The organism is Shimazuella sp. NTD250, assembly GCF_059510375.1.
The window spans coordinates 237,473-250,157 of the sequence record NZ_JCAJZS010000004.1 but is presented as its reverse complement, the minus strand read 5'-3'; the positions used below and the strand labels follow the sequence as shown (position 1 = coordinate 250,157).

Annotated in this window: 16 protein-coding genes; 8 read left to right on the top strand and 8 right to left on the bottom strand. The window is 39.4% G+C overall.

What is annotated here, in order from left to right; genetic code table 11:
* The first annotated feature begins 121 nt into the window (after nucleotides 1-121).
* Complete coding sequence (locus AC5WOF_RS12105; RefSeq protein ID WP_496050216.1) at nucleotides 122-853, top strand: hypothetical protein; 732 nt, start codon at nucleotides 122-124, stop codon at nucleotides 851-853.
* A 345-nt stretch (nucleotides 854-1,198) separates the two neighbouring features.
* Here the strand turns inward: AC5WOF_RS12105 and AC5WOF_RS12100 are convergent, their stop codons facing one another.
* Nucleotides 1,199-1,483, bottom strand: coding sequence for a hypothetical protein (locus tag AC5WOF_RS12100; protein WP_496050215.1), 285 nt, complete (start codon nucleotides 1,481-1,483; stop codon nucleotides 1,199-1,201).
* Between the two features lie 115 nt (nucleotides 1,484-1,598).
* Between AC5WOF_RS12100 and AC5WOF_RS12095 the strand changes: the two genes are divergently transcribed.
* Nucleotides 1,599-2,393 carry a helix-turn-helix transcriptional regulator gene (locus tag AC5WOF_RS12095; RefSeq protein ID WP_496050214.1) on the top strand — a complete coding sequence of 265 codons (795 nt, stop codon included), beginning with the start codon at nucleotides 1,599-1,601 and terminating at the stop codon, nucleotides 2,391-2,393.
* Between the two features lie 270 nt (nucleotides 2,394-2,663).
* Here the strand turns inward: AC5WOF_RS12095 and AC5WOF_RS12090 are convergent, their stop codons facing one another.
* The 4 genes from AC5WOF_RS12090 to AC5WOF_RS12075 all read right to left on the bottom strand — a co-directional run bounded on the left by AC5WOF_RS12090 (nucleotide 2,664) and on the right by AC5WOF_RS12075 (nucleotide 5,836).
* Nucleotides 2,664-3,203: an NUDIX hydrolase gene (locus tag AC5WOF_RS12090; protein ID WP_496050213.1), complete on the bottom strand. Its 540-nt coding sequence runs from the start codon at nucleotides 3,201-3,203 to the stop codon at nucleotides 2,664-2,666.
* A 180-nt stretch (nucleotides 3,204-3,383) separates the two neighbouring features.
* Nucleotides 3,384-3,956: a hypothetical protein gene (locus tag AC5WOF_RS12085; protein ID WP_496050212.1), complete on the bottom strand. Its 573-nt coding sequence runs from the start codon at nucleotides 3,954-3,956 to the stop codon at nucleotides 3,384-3,386.
* A gap of 54 nt (nucleotides 3,957-4,010) precedes the next feature.
* Nucleotides 4,011-4,163, bottom strand: coding sequence for a hypothetical protein (locus AC5WOF_RS12080; protein WP_496050211.1), 153 nt, complete (start codon nucleotides 4,161-4,163; stop codon nucleotides 4,011-4,013).
* A 356-nt stretch (nucleotides 4,164-4,519) separates the two neighbouring features.
* The gene (locus AC5WOF_RS12075) at nucleotides 4,520-5,836 is read right to left on the bottom strand and encodes a tetratricopeptide repeat protein (protein WP_496050210.1); all 1,317 of its coding nucleotides are present in this window, start codon (nucleotides 5,834-5,836) and stop codon (nucleotides 4,520-4,522) included.
* A 193-nt stretch (nucleotides 5,837-6,029) separates the two neighbouring features.
* Here AC5WOF_RS12075 and AC5WOF_RS12070 point away from each other — a divergent pair, with 193 nt between their 5' ends.
* The gene (locus tag AC5WOF_RS12070) at nucleotides 6,030-6,356 is read left to right on the top strand and encodes a hypothetical protein (protein WP_496050209.1); all 327 of its coding nucleotides are present in this window, start codon (nucleotides 6,030-6,032) and stop codon (nucleotides 6,354-6,356) included.
* A 191-nt stretch (nucleotides 6,357-6,547) separates the two neighbouring features.
* Here the strand turns inward: AC5WOF_RS12070 and AC5WOF_RS12065 are convergent, their stop codons facing one another.
* A complete protein-coding gene (locus AC5WOF_RS12065) occupies nucleotides 6,548-6,757 on the bottom strand; it encodes a hypothetical protein (RefSeq protein WP_496050208.1) in 210 nt (69 codons plus the stop codon).
* Between the two features lie 349 nt (nucleotides 6,758-7,106).
* On the opposite strand from AC5WOF_RS12065, the gene AC5WOF_RS12060 reads away from it, so the two are divergent.
* The 5 genes from AC5WOF_RS12060 (at nucleotide 7,107) to AC5WOF_RS12040 (ending at nucleotide 10,912) form a co-directional block, all read left to right on the top strand.
* Nucleotides 7,107-7,475 carry a DUF1048 domain-containing protein gene (locus tag AC5WOF_RS12060; RefSeq protein ID WP_496050207.1) on the top strand — a complete coding sequence of 123 codons (369 nt, stop codon included), beginning with the start codon at nucleotides 7,107-7,109 and terminating at the stop codon, nucleotides 7,473-7,475.
* Between the two features lie 233 nt (nucleotides 7,476-7,708).
* Nucleotides 7,709-8,086, top strand: coding sequence for a DUF1048 domain-containing protein (locus AC5WOF_RS12055; RefSeq protein ID WP_496050206.1), 378 nt, complete (start codon nucleotides 7,709-7,711; stop codon nucleotides 8,084-8,086).
* Nucleotides 8,087-8,326: 240 nt separating this feature from the next.
* On the top strand, nucleotides 8,327-8,692 hold the full coding sequence (locus AC5WOF_RS12050; RefSeq protein ID WP_496050205.1) for a DUF1048 domain-containing protein: 366 nt from the start codon (nucleotides 8,327-8,329) through the stop codon (nucleotides 8,690-8,692).
* Nucleotides 8,693-8,770: 78 nt separating this feature from the next.
* Nucleotides 8,771-10,000 carry a serine hydrolase domain-containing protein gene (locus tag AC5WOF_RS12045; protein WP_496050204.1) on the top strand — a complete coding sequence of 410 codons (1,230 nt, stop codon included), beginning with the start codon at nucleotides 8,771-8,773 and terminating at the stop codon, nucleotides 9,998-10,000.
* 519 nt (nucleotides 10,001-10,519) lie between these two features.
* A complete protein-coding gene (locus AC5WOF_RS12040; RefSeq protein ID WP_496050203.1) occupies nucleotides 10,520-10,912 on the top strand; it encodes a hypothetical protein in 393 nt (130 codons plus the stop codon).
* A 436-nt stretch (nucleotides 10,913-11,348) separates the two neighbouring features.
* Here AC5WOF_RS12040 and AC5WOF_RS12035 read toward each other — a convergent pair whose 3' ends face one another.
* Together AC5WOF_RS12035 and AC5WOF_RS12030 are read right to left on the bottom strand one after the other, a co-directional pair.
* A complete protein-coding gene (locus tag AC5WOF_RS12035) occupies nucleotides 11,349-11,795 on the bottom strand; it encodes a nuclear transport factor 2 family protein (protein WP_496050202.1) in 447 nt (148 codons plus the stop codon).
* A gap of 89 nt (nucleotides 11,796-11,884) precedes the next feature.
* Nucleotides 11,885-12,502, bottom strand: coding sequence for a nitroreductase family protein (locus AC5WOF_RS12030; protein WP_496050201.1), 618 nt, complete (start codon nucleotides 12,500-12,502; stop codon nucleotides 11,885-11,887).
* Nucleotides 12,503-12,685: the final 183 nt, after the last annotated feature.

The following is a 12,685-nucleotide window of genomic DNA, read 5'->3' as shown; positions in this document are numbered from 1 at the left end:
TATTAAAATAAGTTCATTCCCAATAAATAAACATGTATACATACATTTCTTCTTATGCAATACTGTTAAAATACTAAACTATCTAAACTATCTAATAAAGAGAGGACTTCAGATAAATTATATGCAAAACGAGAATGAAATCGCATCATCAGTAGACAAAAGATCATGGAATTGGAAACATATTATCCAAAACGTAATTGCAGCTGAGTTAGTCATGGGAATATTTATTGTTTTTTGGTATCTTGTTACCTACTATCACTATCGGTCCATCCTAGACTGGTATCGTGCTCCCGATATCTATATTGAGATCACAATCGAGAAAATGATGCAGCCTGAATTAATCGGACGAGCATTGCTAATTGTTCTAGCAGGAATCATTATCCTCGTAATTTTATATTTCGCTTATATAGGAATAATCCGTATTGGAAGAAAAATGCTTCATCTAAAAATGGAAAAGACAACAAATTCAAAACAACGAATTGTCCTTATCACTCTTATTGTATTAATTGTTGTGATCGTAATCCTTTCTATGAATCAACTTGCCAATTTCCTAGGGGAAACTGAGAGCAAACTAGCTTTGAAAGAAGCGGAGTATCATAATGTACTCTATCAAAACGGAAAGATGGAAGGTATAATTATAGACACCTTTCGCGATTTTTATATTGTTGCCCCTTGCCAAAACAATACCGTCATTCCTGTATACGAACTAGTTCCCATGCAAATAGATACGGGCCAATCTTCTTTGCAAATCGTTGATGGATCGGTGCAAAGTGTACCAAATGAACCCGATACGCTTCAAGTAAAGCTTTTACATACTGGCAGGCTTCATGTAATGGAAAACTATGGGCAGTGAAAACATACTCATACGCTCAACAACAAAAGGGACATCGATAATAGATGTCCTTTTTTGTTCTACTTCATTATAGGTTCATCTTCGTTTAATTTATTTGCCAATCGACGTATAGGCATTTCCTTTAAAGACAACCATGTATAATCGGTAACTTCTTCTTCCTGTAAAATAATACTTTGAGAAGAATCCAAACGAAATACAAAGCTGAAATCGGCATGCCAATCGCGCGGTTCATCCTTATTAATTTTATCTGAGGGAATTACGTTAACGGGCAGCAAAGTTCAATGGAATAGCTATTATTTATTTTGTCATGATACGATATATGGAAGGAATTCAAGAAGCAACAGTTCAAGACTTTTTCCCAAATGCTCCGATTTTAGCATGAAAAAGACCGATTAGAAGAACTCCAAGCGAACCTGGGATCAACGAGGCAAAAAAATATTGTTTAACATCTGCAAGGTAAACAAGCAACACTGTAACGATTAAGCCGGCCCAACCAGCTACGAGATTAGGTACAGATGAGTTTCCAAAGACACAAGGATAAGATTCCTTTGTAATTCCTTTTACAAAATGAGGAATAGCATTAGCGCCAAACACACCGGCCAAAAAACTCAGAATTATATTGGGTAACATCAAATTGCTCCTTTCGCTAATGAACTAATACGTAAAATTATTATGCCACTAGGATTACTGTGGTACATGGTGTTAATAGTAACAGGATAATTATTGAAGGGTGGATACTTCAAAAATGAATGAAAATGAGCATCGATTAAAAGCTCTGGGAAATTTTATAAAATCATGCCGCGCAAAGCTTACTCCAGATAGAGTAGAACTGCCGCCTGGTTACAATCGACGACGGGTACCAGGATTAAGGCGGGAAGAGGTCGCGCAGTTGGCGGGAGTCAGCACAACATGGTATACATGGCTTGAGCAAGGTAGAGATATCCATGTTTCTAAACAAATTCTTGACTGTATTGGCAAGGCTCTTCGGTTAAACCCTGATGAATATATTCATATGATGAAATTGGCACAATTACCGGTCGATCCTTCTATCACGAAAAGAAGTCAAACAATTTCCTCTGGCTTGAAAAAAATAATCGATGATCTCACATATCCAGCTATGGTAATGAACGATCGGGCAGATGTACTTATATGGAATACAGCCGCTTGCAACTATTTTGTTGATTTCTCCACCTTACTTGAATCGGAAAGAAACATGATCTGGCAGTGGTTTACGAACAAATCGTTGCGGGATCGAATTGCCAATTGGGAAGAGCGCTCACCCTATGCTGTTGCTTTGTTTAGAGGACTTTGTGATCGATACGCTGGAGATCCTTGGGTTCATCATTTTTTGGATAATTTAATGCAAGCAAGTCCATATTTTGCAGAACATTGGAATCGTCATGAGGTTAGACAAAAATCAGGAGGTGTCCTCGAATTTTTAACATCCGGTTTGGATAAAGAATCGTTTGAAGTGACATCATTCTTAAATGTCAATGGAAATGAGGATATACATTTTTATGTTTTCACACCTTGCATATAAGAAATCCTAAAGAAACACATCCCATTTAAAATTCGTATTTTAACCAAAGTGGCTAAGGTGAAATATCATCCACCAGATCTGATTAATATCAATCGAAGAGCGTATAAGAATCGCTGTGAGTCACCTAGATTTCATGTTTTAGATGAGCTGGCAGGCGAAAGACAACTTTCCAAGACTTCTTCTACATCTTTACTTATTCTGGTACGTTACAGAGAGATGTTTCTAAAATATTTCGTAAGTGTCCCATTTTTCAAAACAAAAGCATTTTGTCTACAATTCGTTTAATTTGTTTGCCAATCGACGCATAGGCATTTCCTCACATGATAACCATGCATAATCAGTAACTTCATCTTCCTGTAAAATAATACTTTGAGAAGAATCCAAACGAAATACAAAGCGGAAATCAGCGTGCCAATGACGAGGTTCATTCTTTTGAGGATTAGGTGGTATCTCATGTAGATCGATATCAATTGGTACGTTTCCTTCGTTTATTCGGTTGAGACAATTCAAAGGAATGCCAGTTTCCTCCACAGCTTCTCGTAAACTAGCATCGATCAGCGAATGATCTGTATCCTCACAATGCCCTCCAGGCAGGAGCCACTTCTTTAAAATCTTATGTTTGATGTGCAGCACCCTATTATTTTGATCAACAATCACAGCACTAGTAGTAACATGTCCAGGTAAGTTTGTACGTGAGGTTATGTATGGACTTAAGGATTCACATAGCGGTTGTAGTGATGCTGTGTTATCACTTGGAAATTGGACGGAATAGGAATGAATCGCTTGCTTAATTTCATCTAGCATTATCATGGGAACACATCTCCTTTTAAGAAGATAAAAAAAGGAAGAGATAAGACCCTTCACTAAAATTATAGGTAAATTATTCCAAATATGTAAAATCGGATTTTTTTCTATAATTCGGATGCTTTGATAAGGAATCAAATGAACAAGGAACGACATAAAAGACGTATAGTTCGCCTTTTATGTTGTTCAACGAGCAATAGTTAAACGCTTATTTAGTTGCTTAAATAGTTTCGTAAGGTTCACATAGTCACTATGCATCAGCGGTATTTCTCCGACTGGTGTATCGAAAATCGTTGGCAACTCTTTCGCTTTTGGGTGGTCGTAGGTTCGCCACATCCAAGTTATATCTTCGATTAGAGACGGAATATGTGCAGAAAACATAAAACCACTCAAGTTTACTCCTATCATTTCAGCATAGAAATGTTCAGCATTTAGCCCTTTCTCCTCTGTTTCCCATGCTTTCGTGAAGGCATCTACGGAGTTACGTGGGAAGCCTAATACATGACCGAGGCGACGAACATATTCAGTGGAATTTATCTGTATGCCATCCATCAGGGATATATAATTCTGTTTCGCTTCCTCTGTGTGAAAAAATATGTAACCATCGCTTAATACATTGTGAGGGTACACATAAGGATAACCAGCAGCTAACAAACGATCTAGCCAAGGTTTTAGACGTGGGTTGCCTTTTTGACTTGTGCATGTCGGTTTATAGCCAAACATAAATGCATCTTCTGGCCTAATATCGGAAAATTTCATTTGTTCCACCTCTATAAAATCGGAATAGCCCGTTTATGGACTATTCCGCAGTTGTTAATTATGGAATCTTACATCACATCTCGTACATTTCCACCAACTACCACCGCTACTAGCTTGTTTTACTTTATCCGTCTTTCCACATTCGATACAAGGTGGCACCCATGCAAAACGTCCAAAAGTAACCATTTTCGGAATAAACATACTCATGTACATATCCTCCTTAATGTTCTTTAAAAACATAAAAGTCATCGTCTTGCCTATAAATAGTGTAGATTATTTGTAAAATACATACAATAATAATATTTTCTGATTATTATACCGTATATCAAATGAAATAAATAGATATTTTACAATAAACAGGGAAATCAACAGTACATATAATATGTTTTTACTGTCAATCTTCAAAAAATAATCCCGTTAACACTAATGCTTATTTTATATCTCTTCTATATCCTGGTAGTACCTTTACATGGGGTAATAATTCACTATTTTACCAGTTATTTCACAATCAAAAACCCCTCTTAACAAAAGAGGGGTAGTTTTACCGAGTATCTGGCTCGCCTCTAGTTGACATTTTTAATCTCTCCTTTCCTCCATTTTCTCCAAACCATTTCCTGATAGTAGATTATTTTATTTTTATCACCTACACTATTATAAAATTCACACATTATCATACCTATGTCAAATGTAATATCTTTTTCGGGCATGTTTTCCATCATTTTATTAATTTTATTGAATGTATTTTCAAACTGCGTTTTTTTTCCTAGATGACTCTGTAATCTCCCTAATTCGATATACGCGTTTAGTTTGTCTTGTTCCTCGTTTGTTTCCTCTAAGTAATCGCAAGCGAAAATTATCATATCCTCTGCTTCTGTGTACTCTTCGGTTCGTGTTAACAGTTTACCCAATCTATAATAGGTATCTGCAACAATAACGCTATTATCCGAAACAAAAGAAACGAAATCCAGCGCCTTATAGTATCGTTGTTTAGCCTCTTCTATTTTTCCAAGCTCTGTCAAAATATTTCCTAACGTGGACCAAACTGAAAACAACCGCCTATATTGTTTGTTTTCCCAAGCGTATTGTTGCGCTTCATGGGCATATTTTAACGCTTTCCGTGGCATTCCTAGTTTTAGAAGTAAGTTAGCATATCTTTCATATGTTTGAATTGTCACAGAAACATTTGACTTGAATTTATCGATCATGCGTAATAAATGTTTAAGCGGTATGCATGCGTCTTCTATCTTGTTTAGGATTTCTAAGTAAATTGCTAAATTCAAGTATAAATATGGCCGATAGTACTGCCTTTTCCCTTCTTTGTCGAACGCTCTTAAAGCATTTTCTGTTAGTTGTCTCGCTTCTTCATAGTTATTGTTATGAAAGGAAATTATACCTAATTCGTTGTAGCAAATCGGCCGTAAATTTGAGTTCAGTAAGCTCTGGCACTGATCCACGTCTTTTAATGTTTTTTCTAGTAGTTCCTTTGCTTTTGAATAATTTTTGTTCTCGTAATGAATTCTCCCATGCAGAAATGTAGAAAAAACCCTTGCATCGCGAAACATATGTAAATCTTTAATTTTATCTAATCGTTTCTGTGCAGTGTCTGGCACCCCAGTTAAAACGTCTTCAATGTGCTGCAATTCCTTGAATATTGCTTGTTCCCTTATCTTCATCTCATCCTCTATACCAAATAGCTCTTCTGCTTTGCCTAAAAACTTTGCATACATAATATACTTTTCATCGGCCACATTCGGTAAACCACGTTCCATGCCGCTAACTGTAGTAGTACCTATTTCCATTTCATCGGAAACCACTTGTATTGTTTTCTTTTGTCTCTTCCGTTCATGTAGTAAAATCGCACCAATTAGATCTTTCCTCATTATACCACCCTCATTTTACCGTAATAATATTATGAATATACCGTTTACTTTATCAATATTCCTATAAAAGCTCAATATAAATATAGAAGATACGGTATAAATAGGTAAAAATGTTGATCTTGCTCAGAAACATTAAAACGAATAGACTTACAATGTAGAATTAAAAAAATAATCTAAATCGGTGGTGTTACTAATGTCGTCAAGATTGATTATTGAAGGAGAAAACAGCAAAGTAAAAAGATTAATAGATAAATTGCGCGAATCCAAGTTATTACGTTTTTATCATAGTAATAAATTTTTTGTAAACAAACACGAAACAAGATTAGAGTATTATGTAGACGAACAAAATAGATTAGAAGAAAATAAAGGACAGGATCTTACCACAGTGACTCTAGATACTCCAGATGGTAAACGTATAGCAATCGATTTATTAGATACTAAGGTAGTAGATATGGCTGTTGGAACCACCTTAATTATCGGGAAAAATTTCGACATTTTCGCTATACCAAAAGAAAAATAAAAAAAGAACCAAGGATCACATCTCAGCATCCTTGGCTCTTCCCTATACGAATTGGAACAAAGTACAAATCGAAAATTGGGATACAGCTTTATTGATTATCACTGTTATCCCTCATAGCTTCTTAGTCAAATATACCCATAAACCCAATCCCAAAATGATAGTAAGAGACATTAGAGTGGTAATACAAACTCTCAGTTGTGTATAATCGATTGTTTTCCATCCTCTAACAGAGATAACAAGTGCCAATCCACCCCATGCCAATACAAACAAGAACCAAACCCATCAATTGGGATTCTTTCACCTTTCCCTTCTTTTGAAATCAAAATTACCAGTATGATGAAAGCTAAAAATGCGAATCCAGCCAACTCATTCGTGATGGGGATAATTGTTCCCACTATCATCTCGTCTCTTTCTATTTCATATGTTGACTACGACCCACACAAACTTTAAAAATTCCAATTGTTAGACTATCAAACATATAAACACAGCTAGTTGACTAGGATGTGTATGGCTAGCAGCTTTCATCATCATTTCCCCACTTCTCTATAAGGCTGAATGAGAGCGTCATCGACTCCCTTCAACCCATTTCAAAAAAATAAATCAAACTATTGACACTGTCATCTACTTAGTATTATTATATAGAAGTACTAAGTGATACAAAATAGAAGACAAAACAAAATCAATACCAAACCTTTTGGCGTAAATGGGATTTTATCACATCAAAAATAAATGAATTAAAGGAGAATCAAAATGGAAAATAATATTTTTCAAACTTTAACGAAATGGAAGCAAGGTAAAGCCGAGTATAAAGATTATAAAAGACGGACGAAGGCTCTACCAAGGAATTATCAGATTGTGATGGAAGAGACGGAACGCTATTTATGGAATATTGGGTCTAGTGCTGGCGATGGCATGTGCATAATAAAGATCTTGACGGATGTAGTGAAACTATTTGCATCAAGTGCACAAGCAGGAAAGAATGTACTTGATGTAGTTGGAGAGGATATCAGCGGTTTTTGCGATAATCTTCTGAAAGACGTTCAGACTGAAACATGGGAGGATCATATAAAAGAACAACTAAACCAAACCATACACAAAAAGCTTAGAATAGGAAAATAACGATATCACCTGCTGCAACCCTTCCCGAAAAAATAAATTAGGCTATTGACACCGTCTACTACTAAGTATTACTATATATAAGTACCTAGCGTTACAAAGTAGAAGACACATTGAAATATGAACCGTTACGAAATTCTACACACTGAAACTTATGGGATGAAATCACTTCGAGTCTTTTGGCCTAAATGAGATTTTTATCTCATCAAAAATAAGTAAATTAAAGGAGAATCAAGATGGAGAAAAATATTTTTAGGAATTTAATAGATTTGGCTATTGGAGCGAAATGGAAACAAGAGAAAGAGGAATATAAACTTTACAAAAAACGGATTAATGATCTGCCAACGGATTATCAGATTGTGATAAAAGAGATGGAGAATTACTTATTGACTTTTGCATCCGACACGGACTCTACTATGGCCATATTTAAAGCCTTACGAGATGTACTAGAACTTTTTGAATCAAGTGCACAAGAGGGAAAAGATGTGCTTGGTGTAGTCGGGCAGGATGTCGGTGGCTTTTGTGATGACTTGTTACAGGAGCTTCAAGTACAGACTTGGACCGAAAAAAGAAAAAAACAATGGAGCGAAAACATTCACAAAAAGCTCGGTTAAGGTAAATAACAATGTCACTTCATGCAACTCTTTCTAGAAAAAAATAAATCAGGATATTGACAGGTATCTACTATGTATAACTATATAGAAGTACTTGGTTATACTGAGTAGAAACATTGGAAAATCGGAACGTCACGGAAATCTATACACTGAACACTGCTGAATGAAATCAACTCCAAACTTTTTGGCGTAAATGGGATTCTATCTCATCAAAAATGAATGAATAAAAGGAGAATCAGAATGGAAATTAATATTTTTCCGATTTTAAAAAGATGGAAACAAGAAAAAGCGGAATATAAACTTTACAAAAAACGGATCGAAGCTTTACCAAAGGGTTATCAGATCGTGATGAATAAAATAGAGAATTTCTTATGGAATTCCGCATCCAACCACGACTCCGCCATGACCATGTTTAAAATGCTGCAAGATGTACTAGAATTTTTTGAATCAAACGCACAAGAAGGAATGGATGTGCTGGATGTAGTGGGTCAGGATATCGGTGGTTTTTGCGATGATCTGTTACATGAGCTTCAAGGGCAAACTTGGATTGGGAAAAGAAAAGAACAAGTGAGCGAAAACATTCGTAAAAAGCTCGGGAGAAAATAACAACAGCACTAAACCATAAAAAAGTAAAGAGAGAATACCAAATTCATCAGAAGATAGGAAAAAAAGGAGAGATTCATAATGGGACAAAACAACAAAGGCTTCTCCGAAACAGGGCTGCGCAGACTGCATAAGGTACTGGCACGACATGTCGATTCCGGGAAGATTCCTGGGCTTGTCGCCCTAGTCAGCCGGAACGGCAAGACACACGTCGAATCACTTGGAACGATGCGCCATGATGGCGGCGCGCCGATGCGCCGGGACACGATCTTTCGGTTAGCGTCCACGACCAAACCAATCACGATGGCGGCGACGATGATTTTGCTCGATGAGTGTAGGCTGCGGATGGATGACCCAGTAGATCTCTGGCTGCCCGAACTCGCCAACCGGCAGGTTCTGAAACGGGCTGACAGCCCGCTGGACGACACCGTACCAGCGCGACGGCCGATCACCGTACGGGACCTGTTGACCTCCACGTTTGGGCTCGGAGCGGATTTGACGTCGCTGGGCACTCCGATCATGAACGCAGTTTTTGAGCAGGGGATATTCCCCCAGACAATGACAGAATATCCTGATCCGGACGAATGGATGCGCCGCCTTGGCTCGCTTCCACTGATGCACCACCCGGGAGAGCGCTGGCAGTACCAGATCAGCAACGATATACTCGGCGTGCTCGTCGCCAGGGTCACAGGTCAGCCGTTTGGGACGTTTCTGCGCGAACGCATTCTCGATCCACTGGGGATGAAAGACACAGGCTTCCATGTGCCTGCCGACAAGATCGACCGGCTGCCGATCAGCTACAATCCCGACCCACAGACTGGTGAGTTCATCGTATGGGATGAGGCCGCAGGGGGACAGTACAGCCAGCCTTTGGCGTTTCAGTCAGGCGGCGGTGGGCTGGTCTCCACCGTCGACGACTTCCACGCCTACTTCCGGATGCTGCTGAATCAGGGGATGCATGGGACCAAACACATCCTGTCCCGGCCTGCCGTCCAGCTGATGACCACCGACCACCTCACGCCCGAACAGCAAGCCATCCGAAACGCCATGGCCAGGAACAACGTCCATTTGTCGTACGGCCAAGGGCAGCAAGGCGGCTGGGGATTTGGGATGGCGGTGCGAACCTACCGCGGCGACTACGCGTCCATCGGCCAGTTCGGCTGGGACGGCGGAACCGGTACTTCGGCGTATGCCGACCCGAACAAACAGCTCACCGGAATCGTGCTCACCAATGTTGGGATGTCCACACCGGATTCAATGCGAGTTATCCACGACTTTTGGACCACTGTCTATCAGGCAATCGAAGACTAATACTTTTATCCGTCAAGCCTCAGGTATTGTTTTAAAAAACGCCAAGCCGTGAAGCATACTCATAGGCTTGGCGTATATTTTTGTTGATATGAGATTCTAATATTAGAAATTACATATATACCCATCTGATTCGAGAAGTACTCTTTTTCGGGGATATGCAAAAGCTGCGTATGCTAATCTGGTAGTTTATTTAATAAAATCATGAAAATTTCCATCTAAATGAGAATAATCGATTGTTTGGCGGTATGAAAGATGTCATCCTGTTTTATTACAATTGCAACAGACCCAAATTTTAACAGTTCCAAATTTAACAACAATCTTGCTGTTCTTCTATTCCAAATTGACTTGACATTGAAGGTAGATCCAATAAGAATGAAGGAAAGAAAGTTCGAAGATCAGTCGCTCCAATCCAATATAGGAGAGTGAAATTAACCTATTCGGAATCACAAGAGCTGCATGACAAATATTATTATTAATCATTAACCATAATTAGTAATGATTAATGAAAGAGGGAATGAAATGTTAAATGTACCTAGGTGGAGAGATCTGTTATCTATGATATTGCTTTTATTATGTGCAGTCGGTGCGTTAGCATCTTTTTTTCTAAATTTAACAACTACATCCGAAGCAGAAACAACTAGAAAAGTGGTAGAAATCTGGCGTCTTTATGGTTTTCTTGTATTTACCGGTCTTTTTCTACTTTTAGCATTTTTCCCTCGGCGCTATGCTGGGATTTGGGAATTGGTCATTTTTCATAAAGCAGCAGTAGCTATTACTGTTCCTTTGTTGATAAGCAAAATCACATCTGATATTCAATCTGTATTTCTAACTGATGGAATCGTCGCAGTTATCCTTTTGATTTCTTACCTTTTATCGAAAGGATATACAGCATGGAAATTAATAAGTAAATAGTTAATTTCAAAGAAAATTCAAGATCAAGAATATATAGTAATATTTAATATTATAGAATTTATTTTTATTATCATATATTTACATTTAACTAGGTTACAAGAACGAGGGTTAAGGGAGCAGTGAACAACAAAGCTTTTCCCTTTTTTCTGGGCCTATGATGCGGGCCGGGTCGGAAATAAAGTTGTTTAAAAGCATTGAACTAATGTTCTTCGTTAGAATTACTGTAAAACGAATAATTTGGCATATAAACAAAAACGAACGCCTCGGTACGATGGGATTGCACACGAGGTCATGGCCTCAAAAAGCCCATCAGGAGGACGCTCTACCATGAAGTTTAAGGCACAGAATAAGATAAATCAACTCATAGAAAAGTGTAACAACCAGCATAAAACTTATGCTGGGTATTTTAAATACGGGGCCTTTTGGACATCAACACTTACTCATGCGAGTCGATCTTCGCTGAGCCCGAAAGTGGTGTGGTGTCAAGGTATCTGATCTCGTAGACGCGCTCGGCGAACTTCCAGCCGTCCTCTGTACGCTGGTAGCGATCATGGTACACGGCGTAGTTCAGCCCGCCCCTGCCGTCGAGCAGGCGCACGAGCTCTGAGATATAGGTACGGCCGACTGCGGTATCGCCCTCGATCTGGATCGATCCTTGGTGCGTATTTTGCACGAAAAAGTCCCACTGACTCTGTAGCCGTTTGCTCCCAGCGCGAATCTGCTCCCGACCGGTGAGTTCGACGACTCCAGGAATTCGCCACACGCCGTCCTCCGTGAACAGCGACGCAAAGCGGTCAGGGTCGCGCATCATCACCGTATCAGTGAATTCGTTGCGCAGTGCTTCAATCTCAAAACGATCAACAATACTTTGATAGTTACTCATTTGGTTTCCTCCTCAGTATGTGCGGTTTACTACTTTCTCCGCTTTGTTGTATGATTCCGTAAATGGCCTGCAGATGGGCAGCCAGTCTGTCAGATTGTGTTAAAAGATGATACCTCTTCCACTGAGAAGCGAAACTTGCGCTGCTTCGTCTCCACTGGGGAAGGGCCGACGGCGATAATTAAAATGGGCTTCAAGTGAGCCGGGATACCGAACACCTCGGAAACTGCAGCCGGATTAAATCCGCCAATGGGAGCTGCCCCGTAACCGTGTTCAAATGCGGCGAGTTGAAAGCCGTATGCAGCAAAAGAAGCCGCAATGATTACTTCCTCTTTATACCTGTCAGGAAATTTCACATTATAGGAGCGAATATTATTGATCGCTCCTTCCTTGTACGTTTCCGAAAGATACTGCTTTGTTACGAGATCGTTCACCATTTGCTCAGCACACTCATCAGCCTGCAAATTCGCCAACACAATTACAGATGCCGCAGCATCCGCAATTTTTTGTTGTCCAGGAGCGGCTGTACACAAGGCTTCCTTCTTATCTTTTTCGTCTACGATAAGAAAGTGCCAAGGCTGAAGGTTAAAGCCTGAAGGAGCTTTACTGGCAAGTTCGACAAAAGCAATCAAATCTTCTCGGGCAATCCGGCCTTCGGAATCGAAAGAACTAGCGGAAATGCGATTCTGTAATGTTGAAGTTGTTCTCACTAAGATCAGCTCCTGTTCATTTTTAACGTGATTGCATGCCTGCTAACCTTGTTCAAATCAACTACTTCCATCTTCTTCGTGCTGTCCTCGAGCACAGCTTGAGCCACAGGGCGGCGCTCCTCATGGTACGTATGAACAGCCAGGAGGCATCCGTGAGCCGAACACGTCCGGCATCGGCCCGTC

What these genes read in the sequence shown, in the direction of transcription:
- AC5WOF_RS12105 (WP_496050216.1), top strand. Translation starts at nt 122, where the DNA reads ATGCAAAACGAGAATGAAATCGCATCATCAGTAGACAAAAGATCATGG.
- AC5WOF_RS12100 (WP_496050215.1), bottom strand. Translation starts at nt 1,483, where the DNA reads ATGTTACCCAATATAATTCTGAGTTTTTTGGCCGGTGTGTTTGGCGCT.
- AC5WOF_RS12095 (WP_496050214.1), top strand. Translation starts at nt 1,599, where the DNA reads ATGAATGAAAATGAGCATCGATTAAAAGCTCTGGGAAATTTTATAAAA.
- AC5WOF_RS12090 (WP_496050213.1), bottom strand. Translation starts at nt 3,203, where the DNA reads ATGATAATGCTAGATGAAATTAAGCAAGCGATTCATTCCTATTCCGTC.
- AC5WOF_RS12085 (WP_496050212.1), bottom strand. Translation starts at nt 3,956, where the DNA reads ATGAAATTTTCCGATATTAGGCCAGAAGATGCATTTATGTTTGGCTAT.
- AC5WOF_RS12080 (WP_496050211.1), bottom strand. Translation starts at nt 4,163, where the DNA reads ATGAGTATGTTTATTCCGAAAATGGTTACTTTTGGACGTTTTGCATGG.
- AC5WOF_RS12075 (WP_496050210.1), bottom strand. Translation starts at nt 5,836, where the DNA reads ATGAGGAAAGATCTAATTGGTGCGATTTTACTACATGAACGGAAGAGA.
- AC5WOF_RS12070 (WP_496050209.1), top strand. Translation starts at nt 6,030, where the DNA reads ATGTCGTCAAGATTGATTATTGAAGGAGAAAACAGCAAAGTAAAAAGA.
- AC5WOF_RS12065 (WP_496050208.1), bottom strand. Translation starts at nt 6,757, where the DNA reads ATGATAGTGGGAACAATTATCCCCATCACGAATGAGTTGGCTGGATTC.
- AC5WOF_RS12060 (WP_496050207.1), top strand. Translation starts at nt 7,107, where the DNA reads ATGGAAAATAATATTTTTCAAACTTTAACGAAATGGAAGCAAGGTAAA.
- AC5WOF_RS12055 (WP_496050206.1), top strand. Translation starts at nt 7,709, where the DNA reads ATGGAGAAAAATATTTTTAGGAATTTAATAGATTTGGCTATTGGAGCG.
- AC5WOF_RS12050 (WP_496050205.1), top strand. Translation starts at nt 8,327, where the DNA reads ATGGAAATTAATATTTTTCCGATTTTAAAAAGATGGAAACAAGAAAAA.
- AC5WOF_RS12045 (WP_496050204.1), top strand. Translation starts at nt 8,771, where the DNA reads ATGGGACAAAACAACAAAGGCTTCTCCGAAACAGGGCTGCGCAGACTG.
- AC5WOF_RS12040 (WP_496050203.1), top strand. Translation starts at nt 10,520, where the DNA reads ATGTTAAATGTACCTAGGTGGAGAGATCTGTTATCTATGATATTGCTT.
- AC5WOF_RS12035 (WP_496050202.1), bottom strand. Translation starts at nt 11,795, where the DNA reads ATGAGTAACTATCAAAGTATTGTTGATCGTTTTGAGATTGAAGCACTG.